16 protein-coding genes are annotated in these 20,782 nt (G+C 38.9%); 12 read left to right on the top strand and 4 right to left on the bottom strand.

The genetic code is table 11. The features are described from left to right. The first annotated feature begins 64 nt into the window (after positions 1-64). On the top strand, positions 65-445 hold the full coding sequence (locus tag FZF08_RS14345; protein ID WP_159469881.1) for a YchJ family protein: 381 nt from the start codon (positions 65-67) through the stop codon (positions 443-445). 40 nt (positions 446-485) lie between these two features. Next, complete coding sequence (locus FZF08_RS14340) at positions 486-2,285, top strand: T9SS type A sorting domain-containing protein (protein WP_159469879.1); 1,800 nt, start codon at positions 486-488, stop codon at positions 2,283-2,285. 120 nt (positions 2,286-2,405) lie between these two features. Here FZF08_RS14340 and FZF08_RS14335 read toward each other — a convergent pair whose 3' ends face one another. After that, positions 2,406-3,797, bottom strand: a complete 1,392-nt coding sequence (locus FZF08_RS14335; protein ID WP_159469877.1) for a DUF4270 family protein — start codon at positions 3,795-3,797, stop codon at positions 2,406-2,408. Positions 3,798-3,961: 164 nt separating this feature from the next. Between FZF08_RS14335 and FZF08_RS14330 the strand changes: the two genes are divergently transcribed. The 3 genes from FZF08_RS14330 (at position 3,962) to FZF08_RS14320 (ending at position 6,258) form a co-directional block, all read left to right on the top strand. Beyond that, the gene (locus FZF08_RS14330) at positions 3,962-4,687 is read left to right on the top strand and encodes a LytTR family DNA-binding domain-containing protein (RefSeq protein WP_159469875.1); all 726 of its coding nucleotides are present in this window, start codon (positions 3,962-3,964) and stop codon (positions 4,685-4,687) included. A gap of 161 nt (positions 4,688-4,848) precedes the next feature. Further along, positions 4,849-5,889, top strand: a complete 1,041-nt coding sequence (locus tag FZF08_RS14325) for a kelch repeat-containing protein (protein ID WP_159469873.1) — start codon at positions 4,849-4,851, stop codon at positions 5,887-5,889. 3 nt (positions 5,890-5,892) lie between these two features. After that, entirely contained in the window at positions 5,893-6,258 is a 366-nt protein-coding gene (locus FZF08_RS14320; protein ID WP_159469871.1) for a DUF4907 domain-containing protein, read from the top strand. A 90-nt stretch (positions 6,259-6,348) separates the two neighbouring features. Here FZF08_RS14320 and FZF08_RS14315 read toward each other — a convergent pair whose 3' ends face one another. Next, entirely contained in the window at positions 6,349-7,323 is a 975-nt protein-coding gene (locus FZF08_RS14315; protein ID WP_229216532.1) for an endonuclease/exonuclease/phosphatase family protein, read from the bottom strand. A 291-nt stretch (positions 7,324-7,614) separates the two neighbouring features. Here FZF08_RS14315 and rimP point away from each other — a divergent pair, with 291 nt between their 5' ends. The 6 genes from rimP to FZF08_RS14285 all read left to right on the top strand — a co-directional run bounded on the left by rimP (position 7,615) and on the right by FZF08_RS14285 (position 15,830). Beyond that, the gene (gene rimP, locus FZF08_RS14310) at positions 7,615-8,103 is read left to right on the top strand and encodes a ribosome maturation factor RimP (RefSeq protein WP_159469868.1); all 489 of its coding nucleotides are present in this window, start codon (positions 7,615-7,617) and stop codon (positions 8,101-8,103) included. Positions 8,104-8,185: 82 nt separating this feature from the next. Continuing rightward, on the top strand, positions 8,186-9,427 hold the full coding sequence (gene nusA, locus FZF08_RS14305) for a transcription termination factor NusA (protein ID WP_159469866.1): 1,242 nt from the start codon (positions 8,186-8,188) through the stop codon (positions 9,425-9,427). Between the two features lie 78 nt (positions 9,428-9,505). Continuing rightward, a complete protein-coding gene (gene infB / locus FZF08_RS14300; RefSeq protein ID WP_159469864.1) occupies positions 9,506-12,724 on the top strand; it encodes a translation initiation factor IF-2 in 3,219 nt (1,072 codons plus the stop codon). 247 nt (positions 12,725-12,971) lie between these two features. After that, a complete protein-coding gene (locus tag FZF08_RS14295; RefSeq protein ID WP_159469862.1) occupies positions 12,972-14,270 on the top strand; it encodes an NCS2 family permease in 1,299 nt (432 codons plus the stop codon). Positions 14,271-14,278: 8 nt separating this feature from the next. After that, entirely contained in the window at positions 14,279-15,085 is an 807-nt protein-coding gene (locus FZF08_RS14290) for a 5'-methylthioadenosine/adenosylhomocysteine nucleosidase (protein ID WP_159469860.1), read from the top strand. Positions 15,086-15,233: 148 nt separating this feature from the next. Further along, positions 15,234-15,830, top strand: coding sequence for an OmpH family outer membrane protein (locus FZF08_RS14285; RefSeq protein ID WP_159469858.1), 597 nt, complete (start codon positions 15,234-15,236; stop codon positions 15,828-15,830). A 78-nt stretch (positions 15,831-15,908) separates the two neighbouring features. Here the strand turns inward: FZF08_RS14285 and FZF08_RS14280 are convergent, their stop codons facing one another. Continuing rightward, positions 15,909-16,529 (bottom strand): response regulator transcription factor, encoded by a 621-nt coding sequence (locus FZF08_RS14280; protein ID WP_229216558.1) that lies wholly within the window; start codon positions 16,527-16,529, stop codon positions 15,909-15,911. A 371-nt stretch (positions 16,530-16,900) separates the two neighbouring features. On the opposite strand from FZF08_RS14280, the gene FZF08_RS14275 reads away from it, so the two are divergent. Further along, positions 16,901-17,332 carry a response regulator gene (locus FZF08_RS14275; protein WP_159469853.1) on the top strand — a complete coding sequence of 144 codons (432 nt, stop codon included), beginning with the start codon at positions 16,901-16,903 and terminating at the stop codon, positions 17,330-17,332. 202 nt (positions 17,333-17,534) lie between these two features. Here FZF08_RS14275 and FZF08_RS14270 read toward each other — a convergent pair whose 3' ends face one another. Continuing rightward, entirely contained in the window at positions 17,535-20,525 is a 2,991-nt protein-coding gene (locus FZF08_RS14270) for a two-component regulator propeller domain-containing protein (protein WP_159469851.1), read from the bottom strand. Positions 20,526-20,782 lie beyond the last annotated feature (257 nt).

Below are 20,782 nucleotides of genomic sequence, written 5' to 3'. Positions count from 1 at the left end.
AAAACGGTCAACACAGCTCATTTTCGTTTTTGCACAAAAGTAAAATCAAAATTTACATTAACTGATGAAAAAATGTTTTTGCGGAGCCAACAAACCATTTTCTGGTTGCTGTGGCCCTATAATCAAAGGTCTCACAGCGGATTCTGCTGAAAAGCTCATGCGTTCTCGTTATTCGGCTTATGTTACTCATGCCATCGATTATCTCATTGAAACAACACATGCATCTAAAAGAGCCGGGCTGGTCAGGAAAGAAATCGAGGAATGGGCCAAAACCAATGTCTGGCAGCAGCTCGAAATTGTCAGTGCCAGCGAATTTAGAGTTGAATTCAAGGCGTATTTTAAGGACAGAAAAGGGAAAAACCAGGTGCATCATGAGCAATCTATGTTTGTGTATGACAATGCGGTATGGTATTATTTGGAAGGGGAATTTCCGGGAGAGCCATAAATAGTTATACCTTTAATAAATCATAATTTAAACTCAACAAATGATAAAACATTATACCCTCCTTGCCTTACTTTTTTTCTCTCTTTCCGCTGTTGGTCAATGTGTCCTGACAGGCGATGTAACATTATCTTCACAGCAGGATATCATCAATTTCAGAGAGGCAAACTGCACCTGTGTTACAGCGTCGATTACCGGAAAACTATCAATTCAGGGCGCTGATATCACTGACCTTTCACTACTGAATTTTGTCACGGCAATTTCGGACAGTCTGTCGGTAATCAATAATCCTGTACTTAATAATCTGGAAGGACTGAATGAAATTGTAACGATCGGGATGGATGTGAATATAATATCAAATCCCCTGTTAACAAATCTGTCCGGGCTGGAAAAAATCACAGACACCGGTGGAATGCTGAACATCATCGACAATGCCTCCTTAGTGAGTTTGAGCGGCTTGCAGGCTTTAAAATCAGTTGGTTTAGACGTTTATATTTCTGCAAACCCAAACTTGTTACACCTTACCGGTCTTGACAATCTCGAATCAATAGGGAATGGTCTGGTTATTGAATCAAATGACGGATTAGCCGATTTAAATGGTCTTGAAAAACTTACTGATATTGGAACGGATATCTCAATAGTCTTAAATAGCTCCCTTGCATCACTTTCTGGTTTAAGCGGCATTACTTCTACTGGTGGAACTGTTACATTTTTATCAAATGACGTACTTACGGATGTTAGCGGTTTTACAAATTTAGCGTCTGTTGGAGGATCGCTCTATATTTTACTTAACCCCGCCATGACTTCCTTAAATGGTTTTCAGAGTTTGGTTTCTGTTGCTCAGGATATCATTGTTGTCAGCAATGACGCTTTGGTAAATGTCAGCGGCCTTAACAATCTGACTGCCATAAATGGGTTTCTGCTATTCCAGCAAAACGCATCTTTGGCCAATCTGGCAGGACTTGAAAAACTGACTACCGGAATTACAAATCTTAGCATCATAGGCAATCCTGCACTAACTAACCTGGCAGGCCTTGAAAATCTGACGACAATTTCAGAAGACTTAACTATTTCGGGCAATGAAGTGCTTACCAGTATCACTGCGCTTTCAAAACTTTCCGGTATACCCGGAACGCTCCTGATCACAGATAACACCCTTCTGCAAATGTGTGCGATGCAACCAGTTTGTACCTTTTTAAATACTACACCGGAAAATGCAACCATTGAAAATAATGCCACCGGCTGCGCCACAATATCAGAAGTTGTTTCAGCCTGCTCTACACTCCCTGTAACGCTGATAAGTTTTGAAGTGAAGAAGAAAATTGCAGAAAATGTAGCCGTCTCACATCTTTTATGGAGCACGGCCTCTGAGTCCAAAAGTGATCATTTTGAAATTCAATACAGCAGCAATGCTTCAAAGACCTGGAAATCGCTAGGCGTCGTTTCCGCCAAAGGAGAAAGCACCTCGGTTGTAAATTATGCTTATCTACATTTAAATCCTGTTGACGGAGAAAATCTTTACAGGTTAAAAATGATTGATAAAGACGGCTCGTACGCATACAGTCGGATTGTGGGCATAGACTTTGAAGATCTGCAAAACTCATTGACCATTTATCCAAATCCTGTGATAGACCAATTATTTATCCGGACCAATGTGTCTGAAATAAATAAAATGGAAATTTTCAATACAACTGGCCAGAAAGTTTTTGATACAGGTAAAATAGGTTTATCACTGGGACTTGTTAATCAAATAAACTTTAATACGTATTTGAAAGGTATGTATCTGATCAAAATGACAGCAGAAAACGGTGCAATAACGACTAGAAAAGTGATGAAAGAATAGAATCTGCTAACTACTAACCGGATTCCAAGTCAGGCATAAAGAAAAAATCCAGAATAAAGAATCAGTTGACTGATATCTTTGCCCTGGATTTTTTTTATGGAATTCTAGCCGAAATTAATTTTACGGTGCTTTGTACGTTGTATAATATAATTGAAGCTTAACTCCCGGCTGACTTGGATGAAGCTGGTTTCCTATTACAAGGCGCTTCAAGCCATCTGCAAATTCTGTACGGGCTTCTGGAAAACTACTACTTGACAGAGCAGAAGTTACAATCATCAATCCATTTGTTTCTTCAGAAGCACTGGCAAGAATAGTAGTAAACTGCCCACTCACATCAAAGGAATAATATTGCTCGTTGTTGATCATATCATTAATGAGAGTGGCAGTAACAGCTTTTCCCGCCAAATCCGATAACGGAATTGGAGTCACGCCTGATCTATAAAACTGATTATATTTATCAACCAGATACATGTGTAAAGTTAGAGGCGGCGTGAATGGGTAATCCAAAGTACTTCTTGCCGGTGTAACCTTTAAAAACGCCCTGTTTGGTACGGAATATTGTACATATTTAAGATTTCTGACCGTAGGAAGGTCAACACGCGTCATTATTCCTGTGCCTTCTTGAATATATGACTCATTTCCGGATTGTTCAGAAGGTAACGACAATCTGCTATTGAAGACCGGCAGTTTGGCAAGATTTGTTCCGGTCCTGTCACCTAATATCTGGTTAAATCCTGCGGGTACTTTAAAGGACCCAACCCCCCTGGTGATTCCGTCTTTTTCAGCAGTATGGTAATGTACTTCCAATACTGTACTGTCGCTTCCATATTTGAAACCGATAACTGAACCATTATCCTTATCATCCGAAACGATAGTCAGACCTTTCAGAATTTCCAGCCACTGCTCATTGGATGTAATAAGATTGGCCATACTCTGGTCAAAAATTTTCTTACCCAAAACATCCGACAATTTAAATCTGACGGCCTGCGTGATACTTTGAGGAGTAGGAGCAAAACTCTTTTTCCCTAATGCCGCCGCATCAAAGTCCAATGTATAAAAATTGAAATAGGAACTTTTAAGCATAATGTCTGTCTTCACGGCGTGTACCGACAGATTCATTACTTTGGTTGTATCACCATAATAATACTTATCATATGGTGCCTTAAAGACTAGCGAATCATAAATAGCAAGCTCAGGAATACCCAGGTTACTCTCAAATTGTGGTTGAAAAAACGTGGTTGCATGCATTTTACCCAGATATGGATCCGTAAAACGCCCCACCAGAAGTCTGCTCGCACCACCCGTCTGCACAGAGTCAAACGCAACAGTTGTCAGCTTTACAAGACTGGTATCCGAAAATAAAACCATGAAATCATCAGGATTTTGCTGTTTGATAGCAACGATTTCATCGCCCCATTGACAGCCTGACAACGATATGCAAAAATATAAGCCGGCAATAACGGTGGAGACCGGCCTCAAAAACCTTTTAGAAAAATAACGAATCAATTTCATTTAGCGCAAGAACAGTAAAAATGCAAAAATATCAGATATAAACCTGAATAACAAAAGGAATTAGACAAACAGGCAAAATGTGTAGACCAAAAATAAATGCAACAAAATTGCCAGTTCGCTCGTATAGCTATATATTACATCCGAAATTGCGTTTTAAAGTACATATGAGGAAGATTAATTGTATTGTAATAGATAGTAATGCGCATGATTTAGAAATTTTAAGTCAACATATAAACAGCATTCCATTTTTTGAACTATTGGGTGTGTTTAAAAGCTCAGAAGCTGCCGTTGATATTCTTAGAACGCAAAAAGTAGACCTTCTATTTTTAGATATTGAAAATTCCGGTATTTCGGGACTCAAATTTTTAGAAAGTATTTCTTACAGTACCCGGGTTGTTATCACAACAAAAGAAGGACATTTCGCGTTAGAAGCTTTTAACCTTAGTGTGCTTGACTATTTGTTGAAACCCTTAAATAGGGAGCGTTTCAGGAAAGCAGCTGACAAGGCTTACGAGCTTTTCAGTCTTTTAAGTCTGCGCGACAGGAGGTACCCCGGAGAAGAGCCTATGGCAAGTCAGGAATATTTATTTGTAACCTCGGATTATTCTTTGGTAAAAATAAAACTTTCTGATGTAACCTACATTGAGGGGCTCAAAGACTACCTGAAAATCTATCTTGTAAATCAACTTAACCCCGTGATTACAAGGATGACAATGAAAGCTTTGGAAGAGAAATTACCTGGAAATCAGTTCTTTCGGGTCCACAAATCGTATATCGTTTCCATTGACAAAATAGATATTATCAGGAGCCAGCGCATCAAAATCGGAGCGAATACCGTACCGATCAGTGATGGTTATTATGAAACTTTTCGTCAAAAAGTAAATATATAATTTCTCTAAGCAATAACAAGATGTTATGTTTGCAGTAAATTTGGTCGAAACGTGTCTTCATCTACACAATCGGTCAATTCATCGCAATTATTTTTTTTATCGTTAGTCTACTTCGATTTTTGTATTCATTTGTATTAATTAGTCAAACCAGAATTTTTTCCATGTTTAATACCTTAAAAAAGTCATCGTTAACCCTTCTAATCGCTTCAACCGCATTATTTCAGTTCGGATGTGACAACAGCAGCGATCCTGATAAAGTAGGAAATTGGTACAAAAAAGGTGTTCCTTCTTTCGGTGGTACACCACGTACAGGAGCAGTGAGCTTCCTGATTAACAACATCGGATACATTGGCGGTGGTTATACAAGTGAAAGTGTTCCAAGAGCAAAAGATTTCTGGTCTTACGATGCAGCAACAAAAATCTGGTCTCAGGTTGCGCCTTATAGCGGTAGTGCAAGAACTGATGCTGTTGCATTTGTTTCAGGCGGAAAAGCTTACGTTGGAACAGGTTATGACGGTGTTATAGCAACTGACAACGGATACAAAAAAGATTTTTATCAATATACACCATTAAGCAATAGCTGGAAAGCAGTGGCTGACTTTCCTGGTCTTCCACGTCAATATGCTTCTGCATTCACTGTTGGTGACGTTGGATATGTAGGACTAGGTTATAATCTTAATCTTGGTTATTATCAGGATGTATACAAATATGATGCTGCTGCTGATAAGTGGACAGAGATGGCTACTTTCCTTGGTGGAAAAAGAAGAGGTGCATCAACCTTTACCATTGGAAACATCGCTTACGTAGGTTTTGGAACAAACAACTCAGGAACTAACGTAAGAGATTTGTACCAGTTTGAACCGGCAGGAAATAGTGGAAAAGGATTGTGGACTCAGAAAACAGTATTCAATGACGATGATGGTACATTCCCAACACCTCGTGCAAATGCTTTGGGACTTGTAGCCAATGGTCTTGGATATATCATCGGTGGTGCAGGTAATTCAGATGTTTGGGAATACGATGCGACAGCAGATATATGGCTTGAAAAAACACCCTTCCCAGGCGTACGTGGATTTGCAGCTGGTTTCGTAGTGAACAATATTATTTATTTTGGAACAGGCGGTACAACTTCGGCTCGTTATGACGACTTCTGGGGCTTTGACCCAACTGCTACGAATGACGAAGACGACGACGTTAACTAAGACGTGACGAAACAACAGTCAATCATAAAAATTGCTCTGATTTGCATTTTGACCTTCGCTGGTTCAGCCGGACTTTATTCCTGTAACGGGAATAAGGATAAAAGCTCCAACAGCGAAGGTCTTCGCAATTTTAAGGTAACAGCTATGCCGCTGGATTCAGCAGGCTGGGGTTACCGCATCTACCAGGATACAATTCCTGTAATCGAGCAAAAATTTATTCCCGGCGTGCCAGGCAATGCAGGGTTTAAAACAGAACAGGAAGCGATTAAAACAGGCGGATTAGTGATAAGTAAGTTGGAAAAAGGCATATGGCCTCCATCGGTTTCAGAACAGGAACTGGATAGCTTAGGGATTACTTTCCAACACTGAGTCCGAAAAGATTGAATATAAAAGGGGTTGGAAGCTACTAGTGCTTCCAACCCCTTTCTTTATACGTTGCAAAAGTTTCCGCTTATCTCACTACATTTTAAACCTGTAAGTTCCCAGGCAAGGATAGTGATCGGAGTATTTTATTTTATTGAATGTTTTAAAATCAAGCGCTTCAAGCTTTTTATCATTGTAAAACTGATTGTCGATCCGGATAAAATAAGGAAGGTGATTGAAGCTGAAACCAAAACCTTCTCCCCTGGTTTCAAAAGCATTATTCAACAGTTTTCTACATTTTCCGTACACATAACTGTATGGCGTTTCATTAAAATCCCCACAGACAATCACTGCGTAGGGGGATTCCTTTATCCATTTCTCCACTATTTTCGTCTCGGAAACCCTGGCAATAAATCCCTTTTTCATTTGGGATAATGTCCCCCTTGTTTCTTTCTTAATCCCGGACATTTCCTTCTGGCTAACCAGTTTTGAAAGTCTCAGCGACATGGAATACAAATGCACGCCCATTACCCTGAGCGTGTCTTTTCCAACAGCAATGTCAATGTACATTAGTCCGTTTTGCTGCTCGGTAGGATTTTCCTTATGGTTTATAATGGGATATTTCGAAAACATGGCCAAGGTTTTAAAGGTTGTTCCATCTTTCATACGCTTGTTATCCAACATGTTAGAATATTTGTATCCCGATTTATTCAGAAATTCAACAGTCCTGAAATCCGATATGTAATCCTCATTATTAAATTCCGGCATACAAAGCACATCTGCATCCTGATCAATGATCCACTTTTTCATTTTATTGGTTTCCTTGTCATCCTCCCTGGAATGATCCGGCTTGATCCAAAATCCAAAAACGTTGTAGTTAAGCACTTTAAAAACTTTCTTTTTACTGGTACTCAGATCAACCGGCTCTTTTTTGAACTGGTAAGTTCTATCAAGAAAAATACCGGACAGAAAAATTAAAAATAAAGGGGCCAATGCTTTTTTTGAATCGACAAGCAACCAGAAAAATAAAAAGCCAATGTCAACCAGTACGGTAACGGGAAAAGACATCATTAAAAATCCCGGCAACCAGTGGGACGTAGGTACCCAGAATGTTAACGCATATACCAGTACACTATAAACAGCGAAACACTTAAACAAAAACCAAAAAAAACCCTTCAATGCTTTCACAATACAATATGATTTCAATGCTTTTACAAAAATAGAGGAACACTTCGAATAAAGAACACTTCACTCAGAGTTTGTACAAATCATAAAAAAGTTTTACATTTGCATTATAATTCGAGTTTGATCGGTTGATTGAGGGGGTATTTAATCCCCTTTTTTATTTGTAGTACATCTTACATGACAATAAAAGAACATTTGGAAGTTTTGCTGGCTCCGTTTATGGAGGAAGGCAATTATTTTCTGGTGGATATTCAGGTTAAGGCTTCTAAAACAAGTCAGAAAGTAATCATACTCGTCGATAAAGACGAAGGCATTACTATTCAGGAATGTACATCCATTAGCCGCAGGCTCGCAAAACAACTTGAAGAACTGGAAGTTTTCGCTGAGGCATATACCCTTGAAGTTTCTTCTCCCGGCCTGGACCAGCCTCTGGTTCTGCTTCGCCAATATTTGAAAAACCTGGGTAGAAATTTAAAGGTGACTTTAAAAACAGGAGAGATAATTTCGGGTCAGTTAATAGAAGCGAAAGAAGACGAAATAAAACTTCAATTGCCTGAGCCCAAGAAAAAATCAAAAATACCTTTGGATGAAGCTTTGCTAAAACGGGATATCCCTACGGATCAAATCTCTAAGGCGCTGGTAGAAATCTCGTTTAAAAACTTATAAATCAGATTAATCATTAATCTGATTTGCAGGAAATTATATATTATGTATAACTTAGTATCAGCAAATATTCTTAAGCATAACAATGGATAGCGGAATATTAATTGAGTCATTCGCGGAGTTTGCAAGCTCCAAAAACATTGATCGTCCAACGATGATCAGCGTTTTGGAAGAAGTGTTTCGTACGATGATTCGTAAAAAATACGGCACTGATGATAATTTTGATGTAATCATTAACCCGGAAAGTGGTGACCTTGAAATGTGGCGCACCCGTGAAATTGTCGACGACAACTCAGAAGATATTTGGGATTACAACAAAATACCTCTTGCAGAAGCCAGAAAGATTCAGACTGACTTTGAAGTAGGTGAAGAAGTTGCTGAGGAAGTGAAGCTGGTTGAATTTGGCCGCAGGCTTGTTCAGACAGCACGCCAGACCCTTATCCAGAAAATTAAAGATATGGAAAAGGAGATCATGTATGAAAAATACAAGGATCAGGTTGGTGAAATGATTACCGGTGAAGTATACCAAACGTTACGTCACGAAGTAATTATTATGGATGGTGAAGGAAATGAACTTTCTCTTCCCCGTACAGAGCAAATTTCCAAAGACCGTTTCCGTAAAGGAGAATCCGTTAAATCGGTGATCCATAAAGTGGAAATGAATAATGGCACACCAAGAATTACTTTATCCAGAACTTCACCTGTGTTCCTGGAACGCTTGTTTGAAGTAGAAATTCCTGAAATTTATGATGGAATTATCGCGGTGAGAAGAGTAGTTCGTGAGCCAGGTGAGCGTGCGAAAGTAGCTGTTGAGTCTTATGATGACCGCATTGATCCGGTTGGAGCATGTGTGGGTATGAAAGGTTCGAGAATTCACTCGATCGTTCGTGAGCTTGGTAACGAGAATATCGATGTTATCAATTACACTGAAAACCTTGAATTGCTTATCAGCCGCGCCTTGAGCCCGGCAAAAGTGAGCTCAATGCAAATTGACCGTGAGGCAAAACGAGTATCAGTATTTTTGAAACCCGATCAGGTTTCGCTTGCAATCGGTAAAGGTGGCCAGAATATTAAGCTGGCAGGCAAACTGGTTGGTATGGAAATTGATGTATTCCGTGATATTGAAGAGCATAATGACGAAGATGTAGATCTTTCAGAATTCTCTGATGAAATAGATGCATGGATGATCAGTGAATTACATAAAATAGGATTGGATACCGCTAAGAGTGTTTTAGCGCTTAATAAAGAAGAGCTTGTTCGACGGACAGATTTAGAAGAAAATACCGTCGAAGATATTCTGGATATCCTTCGTAAAGAGTTTGAATAATTACAAGAATATGTGGAGGTATTGACATAGTGTTTATATTTCCACGGATGCAAAAACTTTTTTCTACAAATTGCTAATATGGCAGAAGATAAAATGATGCGCCTAAGCCAAGTGGCAAGGATCCTGAACGTAGGAATTACTACGATCGTGGATCATCTGTCTGCCAAAGGGTACAAGGTGGAAAGTAACCCCAATACCAAAATTAATTCGGATCAAATTGATTTTCTTGCGAAAGACTTCAAGTCTGATGACCTCAAATCTTCATGGACTCCAAGAAGCACTGCTTCGGAACCTGTTGCTGAAATTAAGGAAGAAAAGCTGAAAAGTGATGTAGACGGAATTTTGTACTTCCGCAATTCACCTGCTAAACCTATTGAAGAAAAACCTCAGGTGGAAGAAAAGGCTGAGCCTGCTCCTTCTGCTTTGGAAAACAGATTACCTGGTATCAAGGTGGTTGGAAAGATAGACCTGGAAGCTAATAAAAGACCAGCACCTGCTCCTGTTCAACCTGAACCTGTAAAGGAACCTGTTCAAGAGGTTAAGATTGAAACCCCACCTGCGCCACAGCCGGTAGCAGAAACTCCGAAACCGGAAGTGAAAGCGGCCGAACCTGTGAAAGAAGTACCGCAGGAAATCAAGCAAGAAACACAACCTGTGGTAACCCCGCCGGTTGAAAATATAATAATCGAACAACCAAAGAAAGAGATAGTTGCTGAAAAAGAGGTAGTAGTTGAAAAACCGGAACCAAAGCCGGTTGTACAGCCTGTTGCCGAAGTGAAGCCGCCAACTCTAAAAGAAGAGTCAAAACCGGTGGAAACTGCTGTAAAAGAAACTACCCCTCCTATTACTCCTATTGCTGAAAGCAAAACGGGTCCAGAAAGCAACGCTGTTGCTCCTGAATCCAATGAATCCGAATTGATTGAAGCGCGCGGTGAGCAGCTTCGTGGTCTTCGCGTCATTGGGAAAATCGAACTACCTTCGGACAGGGCTAAGAAAAAAGATCCTGTTGCATCAAGTGATTCGGCAACCGACAAAAAACGTCGCCGGAAAAGAAAACGTATTCGTGATGGTGCTGCACCAGAAGTGAAACCAGCAGTTGCCGGTGCAACTACTACGCCAGCAACAGGAACACCATCGACTCCAAATACCGGAGGAACAAGGGATAACAACAATCGTGGTGACAGGGCAAGAACTCCTTATCAGGGAAATAACCCCAATAATCCACGTCCAGCCAATACAAATTCGGGTTCAGGTCCAAGCAGACCAGCCACTGGAGCACCAGGCACAACGCCACCCGCAACAGGAACTACTGCCGGAGCAACCAATAGCTCTGCGGGATCAGCAGCAAATAAAGGCCGCACGAACAACAGAAGAGGCGGAAAAAGAGAAGAAGTTTCTGACAAAGAAGTTGCAGATAACATCAAAGCCACTATGGCAAGAATGGGCGGAGGAAATACCCGTTCTAATACCCGTGGAAAAGGATTACGCCGCCGCGACCGTGCCGATCAGAATGATCCAAACGCAGACGGAGTTGAAGAAACAAAAGTACTTCGCGTAACAGAATTTGTATCTGCAAACGACCTGGCTTCTTTGATGGAAGTGACGGTTCAGGAAGTAATTTCGGTTTGTATGAGCATGGGTATGTTCGTTTCGATCAACCAGCGTCTGGATGCAGAAGCGATCACATTTATTGCAGATGAGTTCGGATTTGAAGTTGCCTTTATCTCAGCTGAGGAAGAAGTTCAAAACGATGTTGTTGAAGAAGTTGATACAGAAGAAAGCCTAATCGAAAGAGCGCCGATTGTAACGATCATGGGTCACGTCGATCACGGTAAAACATCGCTTCTTGATTATATCCGTTCAGAAAACGTTGCCAGTGGTGAAGCGGGTGGAATTACCCAGCACATCGGTGCATATAGCGTAAAAACAAAAACAGGCAAACAGGTTACATTCCTTGATACACCAGGTCACGAAGCCTTTACAGCGATGCGTGCCCGTGGAGCGAAAGTTACCGACGTTGTAATTATTGTAATTGCGGCGGACGATAGTATCATGCCACAGACACGTGAGGCGATTAATCACTCACAGGTTGCAGGTGTTCCTATTGTGTTTGCATTCAGTAAGGTAGATAAAGCAGGTGCCAACACGGAAAAAATTCGTGAAGAACTTGCCAACATGAATATATTGGTAGAAGAGTGGGGTGGTAAATACCAGACTCAGGAAATCTCATCAAAATCAGGTTTGGGTATTGATCTTCTTTTGGAAAAAGTACTTTTGGAAGCAGAATTACTTGAACTTAAAGCGAATCCAAACCGCCGTGCAATCGGTAGTGTTGTTGAAGCTTCTTTGGATAAAGGACGTGGATACGTTACAACCATCCTGGTTGAAACAGGAACGCTGAAAGTTGGAGACGTTGTTTTGGCCGGAGCACATTTTGGTAAGGTAAAAGCGATGACCGATTATCTTGGTCGTAAGCTGAAAACGGCCGGACCTTCTATGCCAGTTCAGTTACTTGGTTTGAATGGTGCGCCACAGGCAGGTGATCGTTTCAATGTTTTTGAAAACGAACGTGATGCACGTGACATCGCTGTGAAACGTGAGCAGATTCAACGTGAACAGACAATCCGTACCCGTAAGCACATTACACTGGAAGAAATTGGCCGTCGTAAGGCGATTGGTAGTTTCCGTGAGCTTAACCTGATCATTAAAGGTGACGTGGATGGATCTGTGGAAGCACTTTCTGATTCATTATTGCAACTTTCAACAAGCGAAGTCCAGGTTAATATCATCCATAAAGCAGTTGGTCAGATCTCCGAATCGGATGTTAATCTTGCCATTGCTGCGGATGCGATTATCGTAGGATTCCAGGTTCGTCCTTCTTCAAATGCGAAGAAAATGGCTGAACAGGATCAAATTGAGATCCGTCACTACTCTGTAATTTACAGCGCAATTGATGAGATTAAGGATGCGATGACAGGTATGCTTGCACCAACGATCGAAGAGATTATTACAGGTAATATCGAGATTCGTGAAGTATTCAAAATCAGCCGTATTGGTACAATCGCCGGATGTTATGTTACGGATGGTTTCGTGAAACGAAGCAACAAAATTCGTATTGTTCGTGATGGTATTGTACTTTTAACAGGAGAAATCGACTCGCTGAAACGTTACAAAGACGATGTTCAGGAAGTTAGAACTGGTTATGAGTGCGGTTTGAGTATCAAAAACTTCAACGATATTGAAGTGGGAGATATCATCGAAAGTTTCGAACTACGTGAAGTGAAAAGAACACTTTAAGAAATAAAGAATATAGTTAAGAGAGCCTGTTTTGAGAAATCAAGACAGGCTCTCTTTTTTTATTTATCCAAAGAAAATATTTTAAGATAACGTATCTAACCTCAGTCATATTAATTATTTGTTGATTGATATCTATCCAAAAAACAAGGTTTATTGTTTCAATAATCAGTTAATTGACTTTAATAAACGTTTCAGCAATTTTTAAAACCGGGCTGTATTCAATATATTTGAAATAAACCCCTACCCTATGTTTTCCGCTGCCGGATTAAAAAAACAGAATACTACCTTATCCACAGAAATCCTCGCCGGTTTATCTTCGTTTCTCGCAACGGCTTATATCATTGTCGTCAATCCATCCATTTTAAGTCAAACAGGAATGCCATTTTCTGCTGTACTCACAGCTACGATTCTGGTTTCCTTTTTTAGTAGTTTGATGATGGGTTTATATGCAAACAACCCGATTCTGGTAGCGCCGGGAATGGGACTTAATGCATTTTTCACCTTTACCGCCGTGATGACGGACAAACTTAGCTGGCAGGTCGCACTCGGTACCGTTTTCTGGTCAGGTATTTTCTTTCTTCTATTATCAGTTTTCAATCTGCGTTCCTATATTGTTAAAGCAATTCCAAAACCTTTGCGGTATGCCATAGCTTCCGGTATTGGCCTTTTTATTACCTTAATCGGTTTTTCCAATGCAAAATTTATCGTAGCAAATCCTGCAACAATGGTAGGCCTGGGGCAGCTAAATGCTTCCACATTAACCTTTATCGCCGGACTTCTGATCACGGTTATTTTACTGATTAAAAAAGTAAAAGGAAGTATTTTGATTGGTATTCTTTTAACAAGTCTTTTATCCTGGCCAATCGGAAGATGGTGGGGAGGGACAGATGCTATTATTACAATCACTGATATAATTGCCAAACCGGATTTCAGTTTGCTGTTTCAGCTTGATATAGTAAACTCTCTGAAATGGAGCCTGGCCCCTATTATTCTGGCATTTGTCTTTACTGATATGTTTGATAGTCTTTCTACTTTTGTTGGACTGGCTGAAGCAGCCAACCTTTTGGATGAAAACGGTGAGCCAAGAAATATTCGTAAATCCTTAATTGTGGATGCCTTTTCAACAACCATAGCGGGACTTACCGGAAGCAGCCCCGGAACGGCTTATATTGAATCCGCCGTTGGAATTGAACAAGGTGGAAAAACCGGCCTTACCGCTGTTGTTGGGGCTATATTATTTTTACCTTTTCTTTTTTTATCACCGCTTATCAGTGCAATACCCGCGATTGCCACTGCCCCTGCACTGGTTTTGGTTGGCGTTTTTATGATGAAACCGGTAGTTAAAATAAACTGGGATCAATTGCATGAAGCATTCCCGGCCTTTCTGGCGATGGTTCTTATTCCGTTTACGTTTTCCATTACCCAGGGGATTATATGGGGATTTCTAAGCTGGACCGCACTTCATATCGCCACCGGAAGATCAAAAGAAATAAGTCTTGCACTCTGGATCATTAACATCTTTGCCATACTTGCCTTAATTTTTTAATTACATCCATGAAAAAAACTGTATTACTATCTCTGCTTTTTACTTTTCAAATTGTCGTTTCCAAGTCTCAGGATGTTACCGGAATTCTCGGTGCCTTTCCCCCTGAACTTGAATTACTGAAAAGTAAAATGCTAAATAAAAAGGATACAATCATTGCAAAAATCAGTTTTTCCAAAGGAATGTTAAACGGCCGGGCCATCGTATTGGCACAAACGGGTATTGGAAAAGTAAATGCTGCCATTGCAACCACTATTATGATTGAGCATTTCAAACCGCGAGAAATAGTATTTTCAGGTATAGCAGGTGGAATCAATCCTGCGTTATTTCCGGGCGATATTGTTATCGGCACAAAAGTAACGTATCACGATTATGGCGCAATTGAAGACGCTGGTATGTTGTATCGCCCGACGAGAAATCCTTATACGATGCAGGAGAATCCGGTTACTTTTAATTGCGATTCTGCTCTGATTCAAAAAGCTATTTCAGTTGCGCCCAAACTGAAATTCTCAAAAGTGACAAGAGAAAACGGAAGTTTTTTCCCGACCATTACAAAAGGAATTATCGTAACCGGCGACGTATTCGTTTCCTCAGAAACGGCCACGCAAAGATTAAGAAAAGACCTGGATGCGGCTGCAACAGAAATGGAAGGTGCGGCCGTTGCACAAACTTGCTATCAACAGGATGTACCGTTTTTAATTATTCGCAGCCTGAGCGATAATGCCAACAGCAAAGCTGGAAAAGATATGATGAGTTTTTACAATATCGCTGCCGAAAATGCAGCTATTCTTGTTATGGCAGTTGTGGGAAAGAAATAGACTGAAATATTGATTTCTTAATTTCGATCATGGTTCTTATCCAAACGCCCATAAATCTATATTGTTTTTTTAACATTTTTTAATACAATAGAACCATTCTATCGCACGTTCCCAGAATAAGTTTCACCTTTCTTTTCAATCCGATCATATGAAAAAATTGACTGTACTATTTTTATTTTTGGGATTAACAGCAACACTAGGTTTTGGACAAGGAGCCACCGAGAAAATCGGGTATGTCGACCAACAGTTTGTCATTGAAAATCTGCCGGAATTCAAAAAACTTAATCAGGAAATCAGTGTAAAAAGTCAGCAATATGAAAAAATCCTGAAAGGCAAATTTGATGAGTACCAATCAAAATCAGCCGCATTTGAAAAACTTGTTGCAGACAAATCTGAGCAAACTATTCTGCGCGATAAAGCCGTGGAACTTGAAAACCTGAAGAAATCCTACGAAGATTTTGAAAGCAATTCCATGACAGAACTTCAAAATTATTACAGCAAAAAGTTTACACCAATCAGGCAAAAGGTAAGCGAAGCCGTTATTTTCGCAGGTCGTCAGAAAGGATATGCTTTCGTTTTACGTATGGATCTAAATCCGGATGGCGGGGATATATGGCCAATCGTTCTATACGCCAGAGATTCCACTTCCAATTTATCAAGAGATATCCTAAAAAACCTGGGCGTTGACAGTACGGCTGCATCCACCAGAAAGACAGGAATGTCACAATTGCTTAAACAGAAATAAGAATTTAAAAATCCACTAAAAGCCGGACTTGCCAGACGCAAGGTCCGGCTTTCAGGCAGGGATTATCAAATGTTACAATCAGCTGTTCAACTCCAGATAAGTTGTCAGTTCGATAATATTATTTACGCCCAACTTCTCAAATATTTTTGATTTGTAAGTACTGATCGAAGAAGCAGATAAATTGATATGTTTCCCTATTTCCTTGGTTGAGAACCCTTTGGTTAATAGTTTAGCAATTTCCACTTCCTTCACAGATAGTTCATCAAGAGCGGAACTGTCACTTCCCTTCGTATTAAAAAGGATTCCAAACATTTTGTTCAGTATGGCAGGACTTGCATAAATTTTGGAGTTCAATACATATTCTACCGCTGTTTTAAACTCTTCACTCGATGCGGTTTTTGAGATGTACCCGTTCGCACCTGCTTTCAAAAACGGAAGTGCATACAAATGTTCTTCATAACTCGAACATACCAATATCAAAATATTGGGCTGCTTCAGTCTTACCGCCTCTATCATTCCAACCTTATCTCCGTGCGGAAGATTGATGTCCATTACCAGCAAATCAAATGTGTATTTTTCCAGTAAATTCAACGCCTTGTTAAAATCTGCTGCCTTGAAAACTGTCGCATCCGGAATTGATTCCATCAACATAGATTCAATTCCAATGATCAACAAAGGATGATCTTCTGCTATTAACACATTTTTCAAAACGAATATATTAAAGTTTGGTAAAAATTGGAAATTATGTAGAATTTACGCTACAAGCCACTAAATTTATTAAATACAATATTGAAATAATTTATAAGAATACAAAATTTACTCTGTGGTTCTTAACGCTCAGACGGATTACTTTTGTAACGGTAAAATAAAGTATTGAAAGACAGATTTTTAGTTTACCTGGTGCTGACCTTATGCTGTGAATAACTCATCAAAATAAAATATTTGGATTAATATTTTATTACTGACCATTACAAATACTCTCCTAGAAATTCGACCTGTAACCTTTATAAAACATTTCAACTTCCGAAAAAAAAACGGAAACCACATTTCCAGAAAATAAATAAAATATAATGATAATCGCTTCCATTGACAGACATCCCATTATTAGAAGGGGACTTGGTCTATTTCTTCAGGAACAATTTGAAAATGCTGTTTTATTGGAATCTGAAAATTATGAAGGTTTTATGAATTCATTCGGCAATCAAAACCCCGATCTTTTCATTCTTGGTTTTGCAGAGGAATCGCATATTCATGAATCAGAAATTGTGAGGTTTGTCAAGGAAAAAATGCCCAATACGCCGGTGATCGTATACGATGGACAGCTACGTTATGAGATGGCAGTTCAATCACTGGTTGCCGGTGCAAGTTCATATCTGGTAAAAAACAGCTGTCCGAGTGAGTTGGTAAAATGTATTGAATCCGTAATGAAAGGGAAACGATACCTGAGCCAGGATGTTACAGATATTTTGCTGAAGCAATGCGAGAATCCGGATTTGGTATAAAATTGGATTCTAGGTAAAAAGGAATCTTGTTGTATAAAATGATGTGTTATCCAGTATAGAACTGAAACCAAGCAATCTTTTTTTTATTACCAGTTTTCGATAATTAAAATTGTGGAGTAAGTAGTCAACCTCCTGGCTTTTCCGGAAGTATTGATTTTTTAAGGCAACCCGTTTTCATTAAATGTGAAATATATGATTCCCGCTAATACCTCTTTTCATTGCTAAATGTAAGTCTGATCAAAGATCCGGACTCCGTTTTTTCGGCACTTAGTTTTATTCCAAGCAGGATTGTCAGATCTTTTACTATCACAAGTCCTAATCCTTTATGATTTGGATAGTCATAATCCCGGAGCCAGTTGTCATATGATTTATATGTGTGATTCAGCCATTTTAAAATTTCATCCGGAATTCCGCCAGCGGTATCGACAATCACAATTTCCTGAAATTCGCTTCCTGAAATTGAGGATATTGTAATCGTTGACATACTAAGTTTTACAGCATTGTCCAGTATATTTTGAATGATGACTGATAAAAGCTGCACATCAGTTTTAACTTTAAAATCCTCCGGTACCCGATTTATAATCTGTATCTCCCTATAATTTGCAGTTCCTGATAAAATCTGCGATGAATGTTCCACAATTTCATACACAGAAACCTCGTCAATTTTAAGGCTATCCCTGCTGCCGCTATTTTGGCTTTTTATATAGTTTAAGAGATTGCTTGTGTGTGAACGGGCGTAATTGATTGTATTAATTGTTTCCTCACTCATTTTTGTTATGAAAAAATCACTTGAATTATTCTTCTTCAAACGATTTTGAATTTCAGTAAATGAATTACTGATGTAATGAAGAGGCGTCTGAATATCGTGATTAATAGCGGCTACAATCTGACGACTAATATGATATTGTTTGTAAAGATTCTTTTTCCTTTCTTTATTTAGTAAGTAAGTTGTTCTCAATCTGAGAATTACCCAAAATAAAACTATTAAAATCAAGGTTGCCAGAAAAAGGAAGGTCTGGGTTTCGTACCACGCCGGGCGGATATAAATTTTTATGGTTTTAAAAGAAAAATTATTTTTTTCAAATCCGTTATATTTCCTTATCAACAGATCATGATGAGCCGACGAGGTGTTCGGTATCTGGATATCAAAATCATTGGAAATTGGCAGCCAAACGGATTTTTCTCCTGCTTTTTGAAATGAATAGTCAATTCTAAGATTATTCCTGTTGTTATAATACGGTGTAACAACAGCAATTTTCAATTGTCTGAAATCGTCTGGGATTTCAATTTCTGCCTTTTCAAGGATAATATTTCCTTCAAGTTCTATCCGGTCTATATAAATTTTTTCATCCGGAAGTTCTGGTTTTATCTTCTTGGGATTAAACCAGACAAAGCCATCCATTGATGGGAAAGAAACTGTACCGTCTCCCAAAGTCAAACCACAAGGCTGGCAACCTCCGTTAAATTCGTTGGTTGCAAAACCATGCCTTTTGTCATAATATAAATAGTAAACAAACTGCTGTTTTTTATTCAGAAAATTCAGCAGATCCATTTTCGAAACCTGAAAAAGACCTTTGTTAGTTGTAATCCAGAAAAATCCATTTTTATCTTCGACGATACAATGGGAAGTTGCCAAAAACAAATTTTTATCCAGAGGAAGTTTTGTGATTTTGGTATTTTTTAAATAAAATAAACCGTCTCCATAGGTAGTGATCCAGGTTTCCCCCTTAGAATAATATAAACTTCTTATATTCGCCTGTTCTATCCCTTTTATAGATTCCAAATGTTTTGACCGAATATTAAATTTAAAAAGTCCCTTCGTTGTTCCAAGAAGCAGATAGGTTCCTGGAAGCCTCAACATACAAGTTATTTCCCCAAAAGGTCCGCGAAACAATACTTTTGGTACTGATTTTTGATTCAGAGTATTTAATGAAAATAAAACATCCCTTAGTCCGCCAATCCACAAAGTATCGCGACCATCGACATAAAGCGCTTTAAATTTCTCTGGCAGTTTATGGATCAGTAATCTTTTTTTACCAACATTATCCATTTTAGCCACTAAATCTGAATTTCCGATCCAGAACGAGCTATCCCGGTTCATAGCCATGTAATATCTGGAATTATCTTTCGCAAAAGCCGGTAAATTAAAAATGTCACGACCTTTGGGTATTTTCTCAAACAAAAATCCTTGTGAAGAAAGTATACCATCAAAAGAAACCGGTTTCTGCGCATAAAAAACATTGTCGCCTCCCTGGAATTCAATTTCTTTTGTCTCAAAATTTTTATGTCTCAATACAAATAGACCATTCGTATGACTTCCCAAAAACAAATATCCGGGTTCTTTGTCACAATAGACCGTTGTAATATTGAACTCATCAAAATCAAAATCTTTTAATAGGAGACGGGTTTGAAGAACTGTACTATTCTTTAATCTTGTCAAAGAATAAAACTTTTTGTTAAAGTAAACATAAGTGCGCTGGGAGATATTATTCCAGAACAATTTATAGTTCGAACGTTTTTTTGAAAACGAAACATCATGAGCAATATCACCCTCCAAATTAATATTTTCCGGAGAGATCCCGGCTTCCAGATTCACGAATCGTCCATTTTGCAACGTGGCATAAGGATGCGAATCGATCAAAAACACCTCCTTGAAATTTCCGGCAACTGATGACTGTTTTTTACTTTTTATAAAAAACTCGACCCTGTCCAATGACCATACATAATATGTGTTATTTCCAGCAGGAATCAAAAATGGATTACGATCTGCGGGAAGCGGGAATCTATATGGAAAGCTTTGGATAATATCTGTTTTTCCCTTAAAATTCTTTACAAAGGGCATATTGGGTGTATTGAATTTGAAAGTACTGGAATCTATAACGACATGGCCTCCTGCAACTATTTTGATCATTTCACCACGCTCTCCAATTGCTGCAAATTCCTTGTTTTGAGTATTGTAAGTTTTGATAAAGGGAATAAATCCACTTATTCTGTTACTTAAAATAGGTATTACCGATTTATTATAAGTGTAAAACTTCTGGCCGTCAAATCGAACCAGTCCATCTTCTGTACCAATCCATAAAAAATTCCACCTATCTTTTACGATGGCTTTGATACTATTTTGCGGCAAGCCATTTTCATCCGTATAATGCACAATAAAAAAATCAGGATTTTTGATCTCCTGTGCATACATTTTAGTAAACTGTAATAGACAGAAAAGGAGCAGGAGAAATCTTTTTATTGACATGGTAACGCGCCGTGTATGCATTATTTTAAAATATAACCGCGAATGCTGGTCTTATTAGCAACACGCAATGCTAATTTAGATTTATATAACCACAATAGGATAGATCGCTCACTTTTTCTGTAATTTTTAAAATACAAATACTATTGAATACCAAAATCTATTGTGAATTGTCCACCAACCTTTTATCTTAAATGGAAAATAAA

This window comes from Dyadobacter sp. 3J3 (assembly GCF_009801115.1).
Classification (GTDB): Bacteria; Bacteroidota; Bacteroidia; order Cytophagales; family Spirosomataceae; genus Dyadobacter.
This window is presented reverse-complemented; position numbering and strand designations above follow the sequence as displayed.